Source organism: Bdellovibrio sp. ZFWA1 (assembly GCF_056175665.1).
The window spans coordinates 335411-352769 of record NZ_JBJKJH010000001.1 but is presented as its reverse complement, the minus strand read 5'-3'; the positions used below and the strand labels follow the sequence as shown (position 1 = coordinate 352769).

19 protein-coding genes and 1 tRNA gene are annotated in these 17359 nt (G+C 42.6%); 11 read left to right on the top strand and 9 right to left on the bottom strand.

The features are described from left to right. Nucleotides 1–19: 19 nt before the first annotated feature. Nucleotides 20–994, top strand: coding sequence for an HAD-IIIA family hydrolase (locus tag AC04MN_RS01660; RefSeq protein WP_475381448.1), 975 nt, complete (start codon nt 20–22; stop codon nt 992–994). On the opposite strand, the gene AC04MN_RS01655 is transcribed toward AC04MN_RS01660, so the two are convergent. Beyond that, nucleotides 987–1976 carry a lysylphosphatidylglycerol synthase transmembrane domain-containing protein gene (locus AC04MN_RS01655; protein ID WP_475381447.1) on the bottom strand — a complete coding sequence of 330 codons (990 nt, stop codon included), beginning with the start codon at nt 1974–1976 and terminating at the stop codon, nt 987–989. The genes AC04MN_RS01660 and AC04MN_RS01655 overlap by 8 nt on opposite strands. A gap of 14 nt (nt 1977–1990) precedes the next feature. Next, nucleotides 1991–3106 (bottom strand): DegT/DnrJ/EryC1/StrS family aminotransferase, encoded by a 1116-nt coding sequence (locus tag AC04MN_RS01650; protein ID WP_475381446.1) that lies wholly within the window; start codon nt 3104–3106, stop codon nt 1991–1993. 263 nt (nt 3107–3369) lie between these two features. Between AC04MN_RS01650 and AC04MN_RS01645 the strand changes: the two genes are divergently transcribed. Further along, nucleotides 3370–4743, top strand: a complete 1374-nt coding sequence (locus AC04MN_RS01645) for a mannose-1-phosphate guanylyltransferase/mannose-6-phosphate isomerase (RefSeq protein ID WP_475381445.1) — start codon at nt 3370–3372, stop codon at nt 4741–4743. Nucleotides 4744–4771: 28 nt separating this feature from the next. Here the strand turns inward: AC04MN_RS01645 and AC04MN_RS01640 are convergent, their stop codons facing one another. After that, nucleotides 4772–5617 carry a murein L,D-transpeptidase catalytic domain family protein gene (locus AC04MN_RS01640; protein WP_475381444.1) on the bottom strand — a complete coding sequence of 282 codons (846 nt, stop codon included), beginning with the start codon at nt 5615–5617 and terminating at the stop codon, nt 4772–4774. A gap of 207 nt (nt 5618–5824) precedes the next feature. Between AC04MN_RS01640 and AC04MN_RS01635 the strand changes: the two genes are divergently transcribed. Continuing rightward, entirely contained in the window at nt 5825–6658 is an 834-nt protein-coding gene (locus AC04MN_RS01635; protein ID WP_475381443.1) for a 3D domain-containing protein, read from the top strand. Between the two features lie 19 nt (nt 6659–6677). On the opposite strand, the gene AC04MN_RS01630 is transcribed toward AC04MN_RS01635, so the two are convergent. Together AC04MN_RS01630 and AC04MN_RS01625 are read right to left on the bottom strand one after the other, a co-directional pair. Further along, a complete protein-coding gene (locus tag AC04MN_RS01630) occupies nt 6678–8846 on the bottom strand; it encodes a TonB-dependent receptor plug domain-containing protein (RefSeq protein WP_475381442.1) in 2169 nt (722 codons plus the stop codon). Between the two features lie 21 nt (nt 8847–8867). Further along, nucleotides 8868–9311: a hypothetical protein gene (locus AC04MN_RS01625; RefSeq protein ID WP_475381441.1), complete on the bottom strand. Its 444-nt coding sequence runs from the start codon at nt 9309–9311 to the stop codon at nt 8868–8870. A gap of 83 nt (nt 9312–9394) precedes the next feature. Here AC04MN_RS01625 and AC04MN_RS01620 point away from each other — a divergent pair, with 83 nt between their 5' ends. Next, nucleotides 9395–9790 (top strand): hypothetical protein, encoded by a 396-nt coding sequence (locus AC04MN_RS01620; protein WP_475381440.1) that lies wholly within the window; start codon nt 9395–9397, stop codon nt 9788–9790. Between the two features lies 1 nt (nt 9791). On the opposite strand, the gene AC04MN_RS01615 is transcribed toward AC04MN_RS01620, so the two are convergent. Both AC04MN_RS01615 and AC04MN_RS01610 read right to left on the bottom strand, forming a co-directional pair. Further along, nucleotides 9792–10193 (bottom strand): hypothetical protein, encoded by a 402-nt coding sequence (locus AC04MN_RS01615; protein ID WP_475381439.1) that lies wholly within the window; start codon nt 10191–10193, stop codon nt 9792–9794. A 115-nt stretch (nt 10194–10308) separates the two neighbouring features. After that, nucleotides 10309–11127: a hypothetical protein gene (locus tag AC04MN_RS01610; RefSeq protein ID WP_475381438.1), complete on the bottom strand. Its 819-nt coding sequence runs from the start codon at nt 11125–11127 to the stop codon at nt 10309–10311. Nucleotides 11128–11239: 112 nt separating this feature from the next. On the opposite strand from AC04MN_RS01610, the gene AC04MN_RS01605 reads away from it, so the two are divergent. From AC04MN_RS01605 to AC04MN_RS01580, 6 genes are all read left to right on the top strand, one after another. Next, the gene (locus AC04MN_RS01605) at nt 11240–11623 is read left to right on the top strand and encodes a hypothetical protein (protein ID WP_475381437.1); all 384 of its coding nucleotides are present in this window, start codon (nt 11240–11242) and stop codon (nt 11621–11623) included. A gap of 30 nt (nt 11624–11653) precedes the next feature. Next, nucleotides 11654–12061: a hypothetical protein gene (locus tag AC04MN_RS01600; protein WP_475381436.1), complete on the top strand. Its 408-nt coding sequence runs from the start codon at nt 11654–11656 to the stop codon at nt 12059–12061. A gap of 4 nt (nt 12062–12065) precedes the next feature. After that, a complete protein-coding gene (locus AC04MN_RS01595; protein ID WP_475381435.1) occupies nt 12066–12455 on the top strand; it encodes a DOPA 4,5-dioxygenase family protein in 390 nt (129 codons plus the stop codon). 50 nt (nt 12456–12505) lie between these two features. Then, entirely contained in the window at nt 12506–13606 is a 1101-nt protein-coding gene (locus AC04MN_RS01590; RefSeq protein WP_475381434.1) for a calcium:cation antiporter, read from the top strand. 127 nt (nt 13607–13733) lie between these two features. Next, entirely contained in the window at nt 13734–14426 is a 693-nt protein-coding gene (locus AC04MN_RS01585; RefSeq protein WP_475381433.1) for a hypothetical protein, read from the top strand. Further along, on the top strand, nt 14423–15445 hold the full coding sequence (locus tag AC04MN_RS01580; protein ID WP_475381432.1) for a CE1 family esterase: 1023 nt from the start codon (nt 14423–14425) through the stop codon (nt 15443–15445). The genes AC04MN_RS01585 and AC04MN_RS01580 overlap by 4 nt, the downstream gene beginning before the upstream one ends. A 26-nt stretch (nt 15446–15471) precedes the next feature. On the opposite strand, the gene AC04MN_RS01575 is transcribed toward AC04MN_RS01580, so the two are convergent. Together AC04MN_RS01575 and AC04MN_RS01570 are read right to left on the bottom strand one after the other, a co-directional pair. After that, the gene (locus AC04MN_RS01575) at nt 15472–16587 is read right to left on the bottom strand and encodes a hypothetical protein (protein ID WP_475381431.1); all 1116 of its coding nucleotides are present in this window, start codon (nt 16585–16587) and stop codon (nt 15472–15474) included. Continuing rightward, the gene (locus AC04MN_RS01570) at nt 16584–17057 is read right to left on the bottom strand and encodes a hypothetical protein (protein ID WP_475381430.1); all 474 of its coding nucleotides are present in this window, start codon (nt 17055–17057) and stop codon (nt 16584–16586) included. The genes AC04MN_RS01575 and AC04MN_RS01570 overlap by 4 nt, the downstream gene beginning before the upstream one ends. 149 nt (nt 17058–17206) lie before the next feature. Between AC04MN_RS01570 and AC04MN_RS01565 the strand changes: the two genes are divergently transcribed. Then, a tRNA-Arg gene (locus AC04MN_RS01565) sits at nt 17207–17283 on the top strand. Nucleotides 17284–17359 lie beyond the last annotated feature (76 nt).

Genomic DNA, 17359 nt, shown 5'->3' with positions numbered 1-17359 from the left:
TAGTTTAGTCGGGAGTCTTATGCGCACAGTTGAAGAACTGAAAAAATCATTGGTTCGTGGATCACGAGTTTTGGTATCTAAGGCATTTTTAGAGCTCTATCCAGACCTCGAGGAACGACGCGCAATGTGCGTGACAGAAATGCCCGGAAGTTTGTCCCAACTTTGGAATGGTTCTCATGTGGGTTGGGGACAAGAATTGGACGTTCTTTTCGTAGTGTCTTCTGATTTGCCGGTCGTGGGATACGCAGGCCGAATTGTTGCCTTTGGTGCGACCGAAGGTCATTTAGCACTTGGGTGGACGGACGAGGCCTTGCCGTCTCTGGATGCGGATTTATGGATTGAAGCTCTACCGATTAGTGGGGCCCGGCAATTGGACCAAGTTCATTGGACCTCATTGGTGCCTGTTTTAGATCGAGAAGCTTTTGCGGGCAGTTTTGAAGCGCCTATTTTGTTTTTGGATCGTGATAATGTGATTGTTCCTGATATTCCCTATAATAAAAATCCAGAGATGGTGAGTTTAAATGACGGTATCTGTAGTTTGATCGAAAGAGCGCATCATATTGGTTGGTGGGTTGCAATGGCTAGCAATCAATCAGGTCTTGGGAGGCAGAAAATTCGATTTGACGAATATGCTTCGGTTCATCGTCGGCTTCAAAAGTTGTTAGCAGAACAAGGTCAGTGGTTGGACGAAAGCGAGTGGGCAGGATTTGTTAGTGGAAGCTTAGTCGTTGAAGGACAATTGGATCCTCAAATGCGTAAGCCAAGGCCTGGAATGTTTTGGCGAATACAGCGGAAACTAAAAGGAAACTTACGAGCTTCTATTATGATCGGGGATAGCGCGAGCGATTTATTAGCTGCGACTCAAGTGGGTATTGAAAAACTTTATTTATTGAAGGCTGATCACTATAAACAAGAACTCGAAAAACTTGAAAGGCATGCTCCAGGGCTTGCAATTCACGTTATCGAGAGATTCGACGAAGTTGCATTTAGTTAGTTGACTGTAGACCATTAACATCGATGTTTTTGTCTTTACGGGATATATAAAACCCAGCCCCGATTAAACCAAAAAGAAAGTTCGCAACCTGAAATGCGGTGATTGTAACAGCGCCAACGTCGCTGGGTTTTCCTAGGTAAAGAGAGAATAGATAAAAGAATGCGGCTTGGCCTACGCCAACGCCAGCAGGCGAGATTGGAATCGCTGTTGCCATAAAACCAATTGGGGCTACCAATAAAAAAGTATAGAAGGGGATGTCCCCAAAGCCTGTTGCATGGGCTGTAAAATACAAAAATAGTACGGCAAAAAACTGAGAAGCTAAGCTAAGAATGATTGCGATAAAAACACGCTGACCTTGATTTCCATAGTAATGGAAAGACTCATAGAGTTTGTTGATTTTATCGGCCATAGGAAGTTTAGCAAAAAGTTGGTGAAGCTTTTTACTTTTGTAGAGCTTAATTGAAAACAACAAGCTGAGTGCTATGCTAAACCCTACGAATAGGGTAGAAACCAAAACGAGCAGTGTTCTTAGGGCTGGGGTGTGAACGATGTGCTGTACATCTAAACACATGACAGAAAGCGCGAAGATGATCATCGCATACAAGCCAAGAACTCTATCAATAAGGACACTAGTAATAGCAACTGTGCGCCCATTTTGTGGATTGTCTTTGGCGAAGTAATACGCCTTGATAACGTCACCGCCGACTCCGCCGGGCATCGCAAAATTAAAAAACTGCCCAATAAGGGTCAGCTTAAAGGTTTTAAGAAAGCCATACCCGTCAACTTGAGTAGAGAGAAGTCTGCGCCATCGCTCGCTAGCTAAGGCTAGGTTCGTTAGTAAAATAATGAAACATATAAAAAAGTTTTCAGCACTTAGTAGAGCACTAAGCGCTGAAAAATTGACTTTGCCAGATTTTACAAGCCAGGTAATTAGGCCTATGGCTAAGCAAAGTTTTAAAGCTGATGAAAAAGTATTTTTCATCTTTGCTTTCATGTTTACTTTAGAGCCACTTCAACGGCTTTAATTACTTTCATTTGAGTTGCCTCGTCCATGTCAGGGTACATTGGGACGCTAATGACATTAGCGGCAGCCCAACGCGAAGCTGAAAGATCAATTCCTTCGCGAGCAGGAGCATTCTTCGCATACCAAGGTTGATCAGGAATAATGCGCGGGTAGTGAATAGATGTTGGTACGCCTTGTTCTTGCATTTTTTTAGCAAAATCATCGCGGTTTTTAACGGTCAATGTGTATTGAGCCCAGACACTCTTGCGATCTGATTTTACTGTTGGTAGTGAAAAACCGTCAGCCTTTAAGTGAGAAAGGCCTTCATGATAGCGTTTTGCAACGATTTGACGTTGTTCAACTTCCCAATCATAGCGCTCTAGTTTTGCAATTAGGATAGCACACTGAATAGAGTCCAAGCGGCCATTGATGCCTAAGCGAGTGTGGTAATAGCGAGTCTCGGAACCATGCTCGCGAATCTCTTTCATGGCTTTGTATAAGTCAGAATCATTCGTGAAGATCGCGCCACCGTCGCCGTAACAGCCCAAAGGTTTTGCAGGGAAAAAGCTTGTGCCCGCTGCAATTGTCATTGAACCTGATTTGTGGTTTTTGTAAGAAGCGCCGTAAGATTGTGCAGAGTCTTCAATGACATGAAGGTTGTGTTTTTTTGCGATCGCATTGATTTCGTCCATGTCAGCCATTTGTCCATACAATGAAACTGGCATAATTGCTTTTGTTTTGGATGTAATGGCGGCTTCTATCTTTGTCACATCGATATTGTATGTTTTAGGGTCGATATCTACATAAACAGGAGTTGCTCCAGCTAAGCAGATCACCTCAGCAGTTGCTACAAATGAAAAAGCTGTCGTTATGACTTCGTCGCCGGGTCCGATATTCAAAGCCATTAAGGGAACCAAAAGAGCATCTGTGCCATTCGAAATTGCAAGAGCGTGCTTTGTACCTGTGTGAGCTGCAAGCTTTTGCTCAAGTTCTGCCACTTCCGGGCCATTGATGTAGGCTCCATGCTCTAGGACCTTGTGAATGCGAGCATCAATGTTTTCTTTTAGAGCTTTATATTGGGTCTTAAGATCAATAAATGGAACTGACATAGAGTCTCCTTCAATGGAAAATATTTGAGCTGAATCAGTATGGCTTGAAAAAAAGAAAATGTCTATTTTTGCACAGAAATTGAGGCCTTGGGTCAGAGAGACTTTCTTTGCAATCCAAAGTTGGACTCATTTTACCGAGTTTTTGTTGCAAAAAAACAACCTCGGGAATGCTTTTAGTGACCTTGTGAATCAAAGGGTGTGTTCTCTGGACCACTGTGTGATTTTCTGATTTAGTATCGTAGATCATTTTAAGAGGAGAAATTGTGATTCCAGTGATTCTTTCCGGAGGAAGCGGGACTCGCCTTTGGCCGGTATCGCGGCAGGCTTTGCCCAAGCAGTTTTGTGATTTATTTGGTGATTCATTACAGAGCATGACTCTTAAGCGTTGTGCGGTTTTGGGAAAACCTTGGATCGTCACGGGTCAAGTGGTTAAAACTCAGACCGAAATTAATATGAAGAAGGCGCAGATCGACGCCGAAGTGATCTATGAACCCTTCGGTAAAAATACTGCACCGGCGATTGCAAGTCTTTGCCATATTTTAAATTCGAGAGGTTTGGGGCACGAAACTGTTGCGGTTTTTCCCAGCGATCATTTGGTGCGCAAGGAAAAAGCGTTTGAAGAGGTCATGAGATTTGCGGATCTGGTTGCTCAACAAAATAAAGTTGTGACGATTGGAATTACACCAACTTATCCAGAGACGGGCTATGGTTATATACAAACCAAAAACACCTCGCTGGCGTCTCACCAAAATTTTAAAGCTTATTCTGTTGTGAAGTTTCATGAAAAGCCTTCGTTAGAAAAAGCCAAAGAGTTTCTGATGCAGGATTCGTTTAGTTGGAATGCAGGAATTTTTGTATTCCGAGTTGATTTTATGTCTGCGATGTTTGCGAAGCATCAACCGGCAATGTGGAAAGAAGTTTCCGCTTTAAATTCTGATCTTTCAAATATCGTAGATGTTTATCAAGTTGTGCAAAACATCAGCATTGACTATGCGATCATGGAGAAATTGTCGGATACCGAACTTGCTTGTATACCTGCCGATCTGGGCTGGAGTGATGTGGGTTCATGGGATGCCATGGTTGAACTTCGTCAAAGCGCTGCTAAGATTGAAGTGAAAGCAAAGGATAACTTTGTTTTCGGTCTTCCGCAAAAGAGTTACTCATTTGTAGGCGTGGATGAATTGATCTTGGTTGATACTCAAGATGCATTAATGGTGGTTAAAAAAGGGCAAAGTCAAGATGTGCGCCACGTGGTTGAAAAGGTTCAGGCAATTCAGCCCAACTTAGCTAAAGAGCATATGTACGAGTATAGGCCTTGGGGAGAATTTGAAATATTAAGAGATACAGCGGATTTTAAGTCTAAAGTAATCCGCGTAAATCCGAATTCGCAGATATCCTATCAGTCCCATAATCAGAGAGAGGAACATTGGATTATTACAAAGGGGCAGGGAGAGGTTGTACTTAATGACGAAGTGATTCCCGTTAAGGTCGGGTCGCATGTTCATATTCCGAAGCAGGCTAAGCACCGTGTTCGTAATAATTCTGCGGAGCCTTTAGAGTTTGTAGAAGTTCAGCTTGGAACCTATTTTGGAGAAGATGATATTATTCGATATCAAGACGACTACAAAAGAAGTTAAAAAAAAGCCGGACTGAGTCCGGCTTTTTTTATTGAGGTTTAAGTAGTTTTTCGGCCATTTGTTTGCGAAGAGTTTCTTCTTCATTTGGAAGATCTTCGTCTTTTCCATCATCCTGTACTTCGACTTCTTGAAGAGTCGGATTTTTTAGAGTGGCAGACATAAGGTCCTTGTGCCAAGCATAAATGACAGTGCCGTTTTTTAGATCTAGCATTTTTCGAATGATTCCCGGAGCAACCGCTGGGCAACCCCAACTTCGTCCAACTCGTGAATATTCTTTGGCATAATCTAAAGATACATAGTCGGCAGCATGGACGACGATATCACGCTCTGCAGCCTTTGAGTTTGTCGCTTCAAGACCGTGAAGGTTCATTGATTCGCCATGCTGTCCATAGTAGGTGCTACCTGTTAGATAAAGACCTAAAGAGGACATTTTCGACCCATCGATATTCGAGAATTTCGATGGCACTCGTACTCCGGATCCTTTTCCGTGGGCAACTAAGTGCTTATCTACTTGACCGCTGGATAAATTGACATAGAAAAGACGACGTTCGTCAGAAGGTCGAGAGAAGTCGACGATGACAGCGATGTCTTCACGAATGGTTAAGCTTTTCGCAACCATTTTTTGTGAATCGCGCAATCGCTCTTTATGATTTACGGAAATAGTTTTACCACCGTTCAAATCCAGAAATTCGAAAAGGCGACGTACAGCGGGAGCAGGCACACCTTGCTCTATAACCTTATCTATAAGCTTCTTGTCGCCCACTTTACGGTTTAAAAAAGAGTCCGAACTATTAGCATTGTCAGTAACAGCTAGGGCTTGAACCGTCATTAGGCACAGGATTCCAACTTTAATAACGTTCTTGACCATAATCATGAAGAACCACCTTTCGTCAGGTGAGGACTATACAAAGTCTGTGCCGTATTGAGACGAGGCCTAAGTTTATGATTTCAGGTCGCTTAAGCTGTTTAGAATCCCGAAAAAGCAACCAAAATTGTCACCGCCTTGGAAAAAAGGAAAAAGCATTTCCATTAATTAGCAAGGGATCGTGGGCCTAGCTTATGATCATCCACGGAGTCAGAAATGCTAAGAATAGGACTTTTTATTTTATCTATATTGATCATCAGCGGTTGTCATCGAACTCCTGCTGTTGACGTGCGTTCAAATTCTTTGCGAAACACTCTGTCAACAGATGCAAGTGATGAACAGGATGTTCCTGTTTCATCTGCAGAGGACTCTACTCAATCTAAATCGGGGCCGGCCCCAGACAATGACGAGAAAAGTTTTAAGATCATTGAAGAAGGATTTTTGTCTCCAACAATTTATTTCTTTCCAACGGTCAACGAGGATGAAAGCCCGTGTGCCGCAGATTCAAAGCAGAAGATTTATGGCGGCGGAGGGCGAGTTTTAACTGAAGTCTGTAAAAACACCTTCGAGCTCTGCAGCGAGCAGGGGTCATGCGCTGTGATTCAAAACGGCGAAAAGAAGTCTTACAATATTCTTGGTCGAATAGCGGGGCAGGAGAGATATTTTGAAATTCGTAAGGGCTCTTGTATTTATGGTTATGGAGTTCGAGGTTATTGTTTAGATCCCTACTATTCAGTAGCGGCGGACCTAACTATTTATAAGCCAGGTGATGTGATTTATGTTCCCGCGGCGGTAGGATTGGCCCTTCCAAATGGAAGCAAGCATAATGGGTTTTTTGTTGTTCGTGACGAGGGGCGAGGAATTGTTGGCAAGGGAAGATTCGATTTTTTTTCGGGAGAATATTCTTGGAAAAATCCAGCCAATCCTTTTTTAAAAATAGGATTGGGAGATAGTAAAAACAAGATGCAGTATTTTAAGGTCGGTGGCCTTCATCGGCAGTCAGTCTTGCGCTGGAGGTCTTTTCCGGGGTTGCCTCGGCAAAGTAAATAAGCCCGTTTTATTTTTGTCTTTAAAATTCGGATTTTAACGAGACATAAAATTTTCGTCCTTCATTGGGGCCCCAAAGATGGAAATTATCAAGGTGATAGTGGAGTCCATGAAGGTCCCAAGTCGTCGGAGAGTCGCCCGCAGAGGTCTGAGTGTAATCCGTAAGATTTGTGATTCCAAATATCCATTTTAATCTTTGGTTTCTAGAGTAGATGGCTTCTATATCCAACGTCATATATGTTGGCGCTTTTTGAAATTTTTGATCTTCGGCGATTAAATTAAGTCCTGCATCTTCATAAACGATATTGTAATGGTCTTCGTAACCATAGGCCCCTAGGTTTCGTTCGGCTACAATAGTGGCGGTTGTTGCCACTTTCCATGTGGTTTTCTGATAGCTTAGTGTCATTTGCAGTCTTTTTTCGACTGCGGCAACGGGCAATTTTTCTTTGTATTTTGCTGGATAGAGAAAGCTTTCAACAAGAATATCGGTCTGCCAGTTGTCGGTCCATTGCTGAGAATAAGAAAGGTCTGAATTTACAATACGGTAAGTATCTGTGGCATTTCTAAAAAGCGTCGGTTTAGAGCTCGCAGCCCGATCTTCGCCATAGGACATATTTTGAATATCTGTCACTTGAGCGCCGATTTCAATAGCACTGTCGCTGTCGCTTCGATTTAACGAGTACATATATGAGTGAGCTTTTTCAAACTTGTCTATCGCAATTTCGAACCCGTAGTGATCCGTTCCGTGTTGACTTTCAAACAGGGTCATTGGTGCCCGATATCCAGTGCCTACTGAAAATCGAGACGTCCAGAAAGAGTTGTGACTGTGCTTAAGATTCAGTCGTGGGACTAGAACTTGCTCGGTGATCGTTTTATTGAAATCAATCCATTTGATCTTGATGCTATCAAAACGAAGGGCTCCTGCTAGTTCAGTTCTTTCGGAAAGAAACCAGGTATCTTGTATGTGCCCACCAACAGATTGGTATCCAAGATCATCTTTCTTTAAAGAATTTTGTCGATAAAGATATTCCGAACTAGAGCGCATATTTTGACTTTTGCCATCAACTCCAAAGCTGATGAGGTGAGCTTCAGAGGGGAGCCATTCGTGTTTTACGAAGGCATTTGTCAATAGGTCTTCATTGGAATAATCGTAGCCATGAGAGTAAAGAGCGCTTTGTCGTTGATGAGCAGTTCCAAGTCCCCAGTTTAAAGAATTTTGAGCGTCAATAGAGCGAGTTCCTGTTGTTGCCAATTCAAAGCGCGAAGTGCTGATATAATCAGAAATCTTTCCGATACTCCCAATATATTTTTTTCTGACATCGTAATCGGTAAAGTCGTCAAAAGTCGCTGTTGTCGAGGGAGCTTTCTTGGTTCGGTAGTTGCTGTTGTTTCCGCCAATATTATTTGTTTCGGCCCAGCTGATTCTGACATCTTGTTTACTGGATTCGTTTGCCGAGTAGAGCAATTTTAGATTGGCATTTTTGAAGGACTGTTGGGGGGACTCGGTGATTCCGTTGTGATCCACATCCCATGAAGATTTTGCCGAGTATTGTGCTGCAGTTAAAATCTTGAACTTATCGGTCAGAGGCAGAGATTTTAAGACCGAAAGATTGGGAGCTCCTGTGGAGTTGATTGAGGCGTTTGTTAAGGTCCGCTCACTGTAATCAGAGAGCGTGTTTATGTAAAGAGTGCCACCAATTGCTTCGGGATTTCCGAGAGAGGCGCCGGCGCCGCGATAGACATCAATGCTTTCAATGAATTCCACGGGAATAGCTTCGACTCCATAGAGTCCCGATACAGATGAGTGGAGTGATAGGCCATCGACTAAGATCGAAGTGTGTTCTCCCTTCATGCCATTGATGGATACTCGTTTTGCGCCACAAAAAGCGCACGAAGTCTGTGAGTCGATACCGGTGTGATTGTCAATAATATCGCTAAAGCTGGCGGATTGCTTTTTATCTATTGTGTCTTTGTTTAAAACCTCGACTCTTAGAGTTTCTTCTTCTTTTAATTTATTATTTTGGTTCTTAATTAAAATAGTCTCTATCTTCGTTGCGCTTTCATTTAACTGTGGATCTTCCGAAGAAACTGCTTGGGCATAAGCGATCGATTTGTAGGTAGCAGCAACCTGCGCGAAAAGTGTCAAAGTTAAAATAAAACGAAGGGCGAAGATAGATGACTTTAGGGACATTTAAGTTTCCTGTCGGGGTGATTAATCAATATGAGGAGTCAGTTGGATACACTTATTCGTATGAAAGTGATTTCCATGAAGCCATTTGATCGTATAGCTATTTGCTGTGCGGATATCCTGGTCGTCTGTGGCAAGTTGAATAACTATTTTTGATTGTGTCTGGGCGTCTTCGCCAGTCAACCATTGTGGATTCTTCGGGCTGACTTGGACATCAATCGCGGCAGGATGGTCGTCGTCATGATGATAAGAAGTTTCAACTTTGTAGGTCTTAACATTGTTAGCGTTGCCCACATCAGTAACAAAGAGAAAGCACTCTTCTTGAGTGATGCTGTCGACGCCTTCAAAAGCTAGTAAGGTCCCTTCCGGAAAGTGCTCGTGCTCGTGATCTTGTGACTGCGTGGCCCACACTGGCGAATGAATTAATAAGACGCTGGAAAGAGTTAATAAAGTATTTTTGAACGACATGAAACCTCCTGGCTAAGTGCCTATTTCAGGTATTTATAAGAATTTTCTTGTTATTGCAAGTAACTTGCATTAAGAATTAATGCATGGGAGTTAACTTTTCGGCTCGCTTGGTCTTTACCATCGTTTTATGTTTGGCTGCTAAGGGGCAGGCTTCCGAATCTTTGTTGTTATTGGTAGGAAAAGACTGCGCCCCTTGCCGTCGTCAGGTCAAAGAGATGTTGGGATGTACAGGGCTACGCTGGACTCAATGGAAGATTCTAGCTTTATATGATCAATTTGAGTTCAAAAAAGAAAATCGGCCTAATAACGTGGTTCATCTGCCGTTTGGACAAGTTTCGAAGGGACAGTGGGAAGCATACTCTTTAAAAGGGACACCCTCAATTATAGTCAGAGGCGCTTCTGATTCAAAAAATAGTTTAGGATTTAAAAGCTGTGCCGAGCTATTGAGAATCCAACAGAGCTCGGCGGTCCAGCAGTGACTTAGTTTGTTGTGTAGACCAGAGCCTGTAAGGTCGTTGCAGGTCCAATTTTTTCAATCACTTTATCTAAGCAAATCGCTGAATCAAGAGCATTTGCCTGACGTGCCTTAAGTCCAAAGGTTACGAAAACACTTCCTTTAATAAGGTTAATTTCAGCCATACATTCTTTATCAGCAAATTGTACTTTAGAATCAGACGGTGAAAATTCGGTCTCGTTCTTCAGAAAAGAATAGCGACAAGCATGCAAAGACTGAACTTCATCGGCTTTTTTCAAAAGATTACTCATGCAATCATTTTTAATACCAGAGATAGATCTTTTTACGGCCGTGACAGGTCCCAACGGGATATCCTGAGCAAAAGAAAACTGAGAAAACAAAAGTAGTGTGGCGATGATAGACTTCATCTAGGCCTCCTTATTTATAAAGAAAGCTTGGCAGCTTTTTAAAACGAGGCCAACTGCTAGCACAATGCACGATAGAAGTGCTGGCGGGCGTATTCGGAACAGGAGCAAGCTTAAGTTAACCTTTGATTGAACCGCTGTAAACCTTCAAATCCAAGGAAATTGCCTCGGTATTGTAAGCGACATCAGTCTCGTCAGCCGAGCGGATAAGTTGAAAAATGAGTTCAAGGTTCATACCCAATAACTCCATGTATTTGGGGGAGATCCGGCGAAAGAAGCTGGCAGACTTGAATTTAGTTAAGCCGAAGAACTCGGCCTTTTTGCTGTCGTAGGAATCGAGCTTTTGATAGTCCTCAAGAAGCGAGGAGTTACTTTTGGGAAATTTAAATTCGGGGGCCGCAGGGAGGTACTCGTTATTTTCAGTATACAAGACCTTAATCAATGCAAGGTCCTCTAAAGTCTGTTTGATGTCGTTAAATGGATAGGCTTTGTAGTCCTCTAAGGTGAGCCCTTGGCGAGCCAATGTCGTCATGAGGAATGCGAAATAGTGGTCAGAGGTTTTGCCAATCATTGCGATTTGCCTTGCGGTGAGCTCCACTTGGTGAGATCGCACTTTTGATTTATTCGTTTTGTTCGATTTTGTTGTATGGGCAGAAGTTGGAGGCGCCGCTTTTACCAAACGGGGCATGCGATCTGGAAAAAGGTCAAAGCAGAACGCCTGGATTATCGAATCGCCATCGGCCTGGGGAAGTAAATTCGCTATCTGTTGGACGACCTTTTCCGAAGGAGTTAGGTCCGCGCCTTCAATTTTCATATAATAAGAATAGTTGAACAAAAGATCGGCCTTGGTTTCCAGCTCCATAAAAAAAGCCCTGGCGCTAGCATAACCTTGCTTTTTTCGTATTTCTTTTAATGTCGACGCAAGTTTTTGCCCCATGTTCTCTTTTCGGTAGAATGTCTCAAATCTTGAGAGATGTTCTCCGTCTCAAAATGAAATAAAAGAGGCTATTCAAATTCCAATGTATTTTTGACGACTCAAAGGGGACTTTATGAAGAAGGCTATTGGCTTAAGTTTAATGATGTTTTTATTGGCGGGACAAAGTTTTGGACGAACTCAGATGATCGATCAAGACGGGGTCAGCTGTTATATTCGGGCGGCCGAGTTGGCGCGTACTTATTTTGAGGTTGTTGATATTCGTGGTCGGGCCGGATTTGCATATGTTGGCAAAGAAGACCAAATTGAAATTACAAAATACGAGTCTTTGACTCCAGGTTCCTACGATCAAGAGTATCTTGTCGAGGCCATCGTAAAGTTTGACCGCGTTGCTAATCGCTACGCTCCAGAACAAGATCATAAAGTTAAATTTATTATGACAGGTGATTACGACTGTGACGGCCTTAAAGTAAAAAGCTTCAAAGATTTGACAAAGTAATTGAATTTTGGCTTCGGCTTGGGAGTGATCATGAAGAAATTTGTATCGATCATATTGTTTATCTCTTTTGTGGTGACTTTTCAAGCCGGTGCCAAGAAGCAAGATTTACTTCAGTGTCATCAACAGGCTGAATTGGTTGCTCGAAAGTTTTTAGCTGTGGTTGACCTTCGCTCGAGCAAAGGATTTTCCGGGGCTTTGCCATCAGATTCAATTAAAATCATCAAATATGAAGTCACAACACCTGGAAGTTTTGATCAAAGATATCAAGTCCAAGCTATTATAGACTCTTCGATATCCGAGAAATCCCATCTTTTGCAGTTTGAGATGACCGGTGATTATGACTGTGATGGCTTAAAAGTTAAAAAATTCAAAGAGCTTTCATTATCCAATAAAAACCGACCATCAACTGGACTTGGTGGAGTCGAGCGAGTAGATTAGCTCTATGAGCAAAAACTTTCGCTATAACTCTGAATGGATGCCTGAACAATTTCCTCACCATTTTGATGCTCATATCTACTTTGAAAGTCATCAACTTACAGATATTAACAGTCTTAAAGCGGCTATTATCAATGAATTCGGTATTGGTGAATTTAAGAACCAATATCACATTGGGGATATCATCGATGTACCCATTGGTCCTCATCCATTTCCGATGTTAGAGGTTAACTTTTCTAAACAGCAATTTGGAAATTTTGTTCCGTGGTTGTCCTTAAATCGTGGCGTTCTGTCGGTTTTGATTCACCCCCAGACTGGTGATGACTATTATGATCATACCCAAGGTGCAATTTGGTTAGGAAAGCCAGCGCCGATCAAACTTCATTTATTTAAGTAGTGTGCGCATTAATCAGTGACTTGAAATAGCTCTTAGAATTTAATGAAGGCATGATTCATCAAATTTCATTTATTACTAAACCTAAGTTCATTCTTCATATTTGCTCTGTTTTCGTTTTGGTGATGCAGTTTGTATGGCCAGGAGAGACTCCATTTTGGTTGACGATTCTTTCTGGTCTTTTTTTGGCGGTTGCAATATCAGATTCTGTTCATAGCGCTGAAAATATCGCAAAAAAAGTGGGACCTTCCATCGGTGCTTTGATTCTTGCGGTTGCTGTCACCATTATTGAAGTGGGACTGATTCTTAGTATGATGTCCAATGAACAAGTAGAGGTCAGTACGATCGCCCGCGATACGGTGTATGCCGCTATAATGATCGTTACTAATGGTATTATAGGCATCAGCCTTATTGTTGGGGGAATTAAACATAAAGAGTTGGGTTTTCATCCTCAAGGCACAAGTTCGTTGATGGCAGTTTTAATGGTTTTGGCTGCGCTGACCTTAGTACTGCCTAATTATACGGTTTCAAGCTTTGGTCCAACCTATAGCCCTAGTCAGCTAATTTTTGCATCGATTGCTTCGATTTTACTTTATTTTGCCTTAGTTTGGGCCCAGACGAAGTCTCAGAAAAGCTATTTCGAAGTATCAGGTGCAGGTTCAAACTCAAACTCAAACTCTGCGGGTAATATTCCCTCGAATGCAGAGACTGTTTTTAATTTTGTATCCCTCGTTATAAGTTTAATAGTTGTTATCGGGTTGGCAAAGGCATTAAGTCCTTCTATTGAGGCCGGGGTTCGATACCTAGGAGCTCCGCCGTCTTTTGTGGGAATTGTTATTGCTCTGTTAGTTTTGGCACCGGAGTCTTTGGCGGCTGTTTCGGCTGCGGGTCAAAATCAACTGCAAACAAGTTTAAATTTAGCACTTGGTTCTGGGGCTGCCAGTATCGCCCTGACCATTCCAGTTGTTAGTATTTATTCAATCATGTCTGGAAAGACATTGGGCTTAGGAGTCGATGCCAAAAGCACTGTGTTTTTGCTACTGACCTTTATTCTTGGGGGCATGACTCTAGGGACTGGTAGGACAACAGCCTTGCAAGGCTTAGTTCATTTGATTGTTATGGGGGCTTATTTAGTGATGGCTTTAGTGCCTTAGAATACTATTTTTTATGCCCTAGTTAGGGCCTCTGTGTAAAGTTTAGACAGAATGAATTCTTTAAAATAAAATAAATCGGACCCAGTCGTAAAAAAGCTGGGTTTCTTTTTGCATCTTGCCTCAATCGATGACTAAGACTTTGTCTTCCAGCTTACTAAAATTCATTTTGGCAGTAACGGGCCTACTTGTGGCGGCATCCCCAAGCCATGGGGCCGAGCTTTGTTCTGATGTTTTCTCGATAAATATGTTCAATCCATCTGACTTTATTGCTTACCGCTTAGTTAAAAGCTTAAAAAATGAAAGGCCTCGGACAGATCAAGAGTTATTTGAAACTTTGGTTGCGTACTACTTTTTTCGTAAAGGAGATATCGTTAAGCTAAAGGACTTTAAACAAGATAAATCAACTCGCGAGTTTCTTGTTTTTTCTAGGCTGTTGGAGCGGCAAATACTGATGAATGGAGTTGGTGCCCTTTATCAAGGCCACTGGTCTGCGGTGAAGCCGTCCGTATATCAGAAGCTACTTATTAAGTGGGGGCAGTTTAAAATTAGTTTCGTTGGGCAATCAATTATCAAGCTTCCATGGATGCTTCCAGCATTGAAAGAGACCCAGATTTCAGAGGCTATGCTGAGGGATTTGGTGATTCACGGGGAGCGATCACAATTTTATAAAGAAGGTCAGGCTGTTTATTCTCGGGCTTTGAGGAAGGATTTCTATCGCAAGTTTTCGCGAGTGTATACAGTCGTAGCTTATGCCTTTGCTTTCTACCTAATCCAAGATAAGATTTCTCATTGGATAGAAGAGGCGGACGAAGCAAAATGATAAATTTATCGAAATGGATTTTGGTTTTTATATACATTCCTTCTACGGTATTTGGGCAGGGACCTCTACGCGAATTCTTGAAGAAGCGCTGGACCGAAAAGCAAGCCAGCAAAGAGGCGCCAGTCACGAGTGAATTATTAAAAGAAAGTCTTTCGAAAGCGGGTTTGCACACCTTGCAACTAAAGATCAACGAGTCTCCTCGTTATTTCATGATTTATATTCCACCAAAATTAGACATTTCGAAACCTGCCGAAGTTTTATTTGTTTTGCATGGTGGTGGTGGGAATATGAAAATTCAATCGACCGAAGAGTATTATCATCAGTTAAGTGTCGCTGATCAGCGCGGTCATATTGCAGTTTTTCCAAACGGTTATAGTCAGTTCAAGTCTGGTGAGTTTGCGACGTGGAATGCTGGAGCCTGTTGTGGTGAGGCTCGTGATGAAAAAGTGGATGATGTTTTATTTATTAAAACGATTTTAGAAAACTTGAAGGCTTCAATAAAGATCAATTCAAAACGTGTTTTTGCAACAGGCATGTCTAACGGTGCGATGATGAGCTATCGTTTAGCCTGCGATACTGAAGGGCTGTTTGCGGGTATTGCAGCTGTTGCTGGAACGGATAATACTTTGCAATGTGATTCTAAGACGCCCGTTTCTGTTTTGCACATTCATGCGAAGGATGATGATCATGTGATGTTTAATGGTGGCGCAGGTAAAAAGGCCTTTAAAGACACGGCTAAAGTTACAAATTTCACGTCCGTACCAGACACTATAAAAAAATGGACAATGAAGTCCCATTGTCAAGGTCAGCCAAAGACCGTGCTTAAAACCGCAGGTGCTGAGTGTGAGCTGTATACGAATTGTTCAAATGGAGTCCGTATCCAATTATGCACAACAGAGACCGGAGGGCACTCATGGCCTGGTGGTGAAAAAATACGGAAGTGGGGGAGCGGGAGTTCCCCGTCCAAGGCACTTTCTGCCAATGATGTTATGTGGAGTTTTTTTGATTCACTGAAATAAAAAAGAAGGAGCCCGAAGGCTCCTTTTTAGTATCCGACTCCCATTTGCAATCCTAGAACCAGCTGACCACCGCTTGTGTTCTTGAATTCGTTTCGGTCGCTATCCTTCAGATTGCCATTGGAGTAAATGGCCATTGTAGCTCCCCAATAGTAGTTGCCAGCCCATGCGCCTTGGCGAACTTTACTGAACGTCGTTTGATACTCAAGGCCTGTGCTTATGCCTGCTGATGAGTATGTCTTGTTAAAGCTGCTATCAGAGCTTTTGATTGTCATGCTGGTCGCATTCAAGCCGACGCTCCAATTCCAGAACTGATATTCGTCAATAAAGTTACGATGAATATAGCCAATACCCCAATTAGTCAGTTGTGCTTTCGAATCCACAGAAGCACCAAGAGTTTGGGCTGTCGCTGTCTTGATTTTATTTTGTGAGTTTACAACGAAGTTGAGATTAAAGCCCGAGGCCATCGGGCCCCAGAAGTTCATATTAAGACCAGCGGCAGTTGGGGACCAATTTGCTACCTTGCTAAGGTCACCAACAACGTTACTTGCGCCAACCACAAGTGATGTTTCGAAGACTCGTCGGGTGAGCCACGTGCGGTAGTCATCCGGAGTGTTAGTGTCTCTTTTCATGTTAAGCAGGATTTCACAAGTTTGGTTGCCGGACTTAACAGGAATAGAGACTTGAAGAGACTTTTGTCCTTTAAAAAGTTCTTTTTCAGGAAAGGGAAGGAACATCTGATAATAGCGATCGTGCTCGAAGTAAACCTTGTTAAAACGAAATAGATCTGGGCGGCGACGGCTGCCATCCCCAAAACGATATTCGATTTCCATGGGATTCATGCTCTTTGTTTGTCCGCTATTATTGCGTATGATTAAACTTAGCACATTTGTGGAGGGGAATGCGAGCAATCGCGACTCGGTGATAAACCCACATGCATCTGCGAGTTGTGTACTCGTGCCTTCGCTACCTTTCCATTCGCTGAGTTCATATTGTTCAAGATTGCTCATCTGGACTCCGACCAGAGCTCGCGAGGCGACAAAGGAAACAAGGATTGCGCCGGCAAGGCCATCGCCATCCGCAAAGGCAAGATGAGTTGGCATAAGCATCGAAAAAGTCAGCAAGGTTTGAATTAATCTTCTCATTGGAAGTCTCCGGCTCTGATTAGTTTTTTCGCTTCAATGCTGGTTCCATTTGAAGTTGGAATTTTTAAATTGACCAGTTCGTCACTGGGCCATGAGTATTTTCGTGGTAAAGTGAGGCTGCATTGTACATGAACCTTTTCATTTTGAGATAGTCGAACCATCTGCGATTTGTCGGTGACTCGCTGGCATAGTAGAGGAAGTGACTTGCCGGTCCACTCGACAGAGGCTTTATCAAGAAATAAATCTATGGGCACAGCATTGGCGTTTTGAACAATAAACTGATGATAGTATTTAACTTCGTCGTAGCTACGCTCGAACTCGCTCATTTCGAAAGTCTTCGAAGTTGAAATCAAGAGACCGTTCTTGTTTTCAAGGACAAGATCTGAGCGCTGGGGGAACAACATAGCGGGTGTTGCGCATCCGATGATATTAAAGGCCAGAAGGGCCACTAATAGGGTCGACTTAGGCATAAGTCCTCTTTTGTGATAAGTTGTCATTTTAGGAGTTTTAATTACATCTTAAAGGCAGCGGTAAATCGCCACTTAACGCATAGCGCAAGTCTTGAACTTTACAAGGAGTTTGCTAATTTGCTCTCTTCTTTGGATAATGTCCAATATGTGGTCCGGTAGCTCAGCTGGATAGAGCAACTGCCTTCTAAGCAGTAGGTCGCACGTTCGAGTCGTGCCCGGATCACCATTCTTAGATTAATTCAGCATTGAGTTGTAGAAATAAAAAAAGGAGCCGAGTGGCTGGCTCTTCTCATTTAACTGTT

What these genes read in the sequence shown, in the direction of transcription:
- AC04MN_RS01635 (WP_475381443.1), top strand. Translation starts at nt 5,825, where the DNA reads ATGCTAAGAATAGGACTTTTTATTTTATCTATATTGATCATCAGCGGT.
- AC04MN_RS01630 (WP_475381442.1), bottom strand. Translation starts at nt 8,846, where the DNA reads ATGTCCCTAAAGTCATCTATCTTCGCCCTTCGTTTTATTTTAACTTTG.
- AC04MN_RS01610 (WP_475381438.1), bottom strand. Translation starts at nt 11,127, where the DNA reads ATGGGGCAAAAACTTGCGTCGACATTAAAAGAAATACGAAAAAAGCAA.
- AC04MN_RS01600 (WP_475381436.1), top strand. Translation starts at nt 11,654, where the DNA reads ATGAAGAAATTTGTATCGATCATATTGTTTATCTCTTTTGTGGTGACT.
- AC04MN_RS01655 (WP_475381447.1), bottom strand. Translation starts at nt 1,976, where the DNA reads ATGAAAAATACTTTTTCATCAGCTTTAAAACTTTGCTTAGCCATAGGC.
- AC04MN_RS01580 (WP_475381432.1), top strand. Translation starts at nt 14,423, where the DNA reads ATGATAAATTTATCGAAATGGATTTTGGTTTTTATATACATTCCTTCT.
- AC04MN_RS01575 (WP_475381431.1), bottom strand. Translation starts at nt 16,587, where the DNA reads ATGAGAAGATTAATTCAAACCTTGCTGACTTTTTCGATGCTTATGCCA.
- AC04MN_RS01595 (WP_475381435.1), top strand. Translation starts at nt 12,066, where the DNA reads ATGAGCAAAAACTTTCGCTATAACTCTGAATGGATGCCTGAACAATTT.
- AC04MN_RS01590 (WP_475381434.1), top strand. Translation starts at nt 12,506, where the DNA reads ATGATTCATCAAATTTCATTTATTACTAAACCTAAGTTCATTCTTCAT.
- AC04MN_RS01605 (WP_475381437.1), top strand. Translation starts at nt 11,240, where the DNA reads ATGAAGAAGGCTATTGGCTTAAGTTTAATGATGTTTTTATTGGCGGGA.
- AC04MN_RS01660 (WP_475381448.1), top strand. Translation starts at nt 20, where the DNA reads ATGCGCACAGTTGAAGAACTGAAAAAATCATTGGTTCGTGGATCACGA.
- AC04MN_RS01620 (WP_475381440.1), top strand. Translation starts at nt 9,395, where the DNA reads ATGGGAGTTAACTTTTCGGCTCGCTTGGTCTTTACCATCGTTTTATGT.
- AC04MN_RS01650 (WP_475381446.1), bottom strand. Translation starts at nt 3,106, where the DNA reads ATGTCAGTTCCATTTATTGATCTTAAGACCCAATATAAAGCTCTAAAA.
- AC04MN_RS01615 (WP_475381439.1), bottom strand. Translation starts at nt 10,193, where the DNA reads ATGAAGTCTATCATCGCCACACTACTTTTGTTTTCTCAGTTTTCTTTT.
- AC04MN_RS01625 (WP_475381441.1), bottom strand. Translation starts at nt 9,311, where the DNA reads ATGTCGTTCAAAAATACTTTATTAACTCTTTCCAGCGTCTTATTAATT.
- AC04MN_RS01570 (WP_475381430.1), bottom strand. Translation starts at nt 17,057, where the DNA reads ATGCCTAAGTCGACCCTATTAGTGGCCCTTCTGGCCTTTAATATCATC.
- AC04MN_RS01640 (WP_475381444.1), bottom strand. Translation starts at nt 5,617, where the DNA reads ATGATTATGGTCAAGAACGTTATTAAAGTTGGAATCCTGTGCCTAATG.
- AC04MN_RS01585 (WP_475381433.1), top strand. Translation starts at nt 13,734, where the DNA reads ATGACTAAGACTTTGTCTTCCAGCTTACTAAAATTCATTTTGGCAGTA.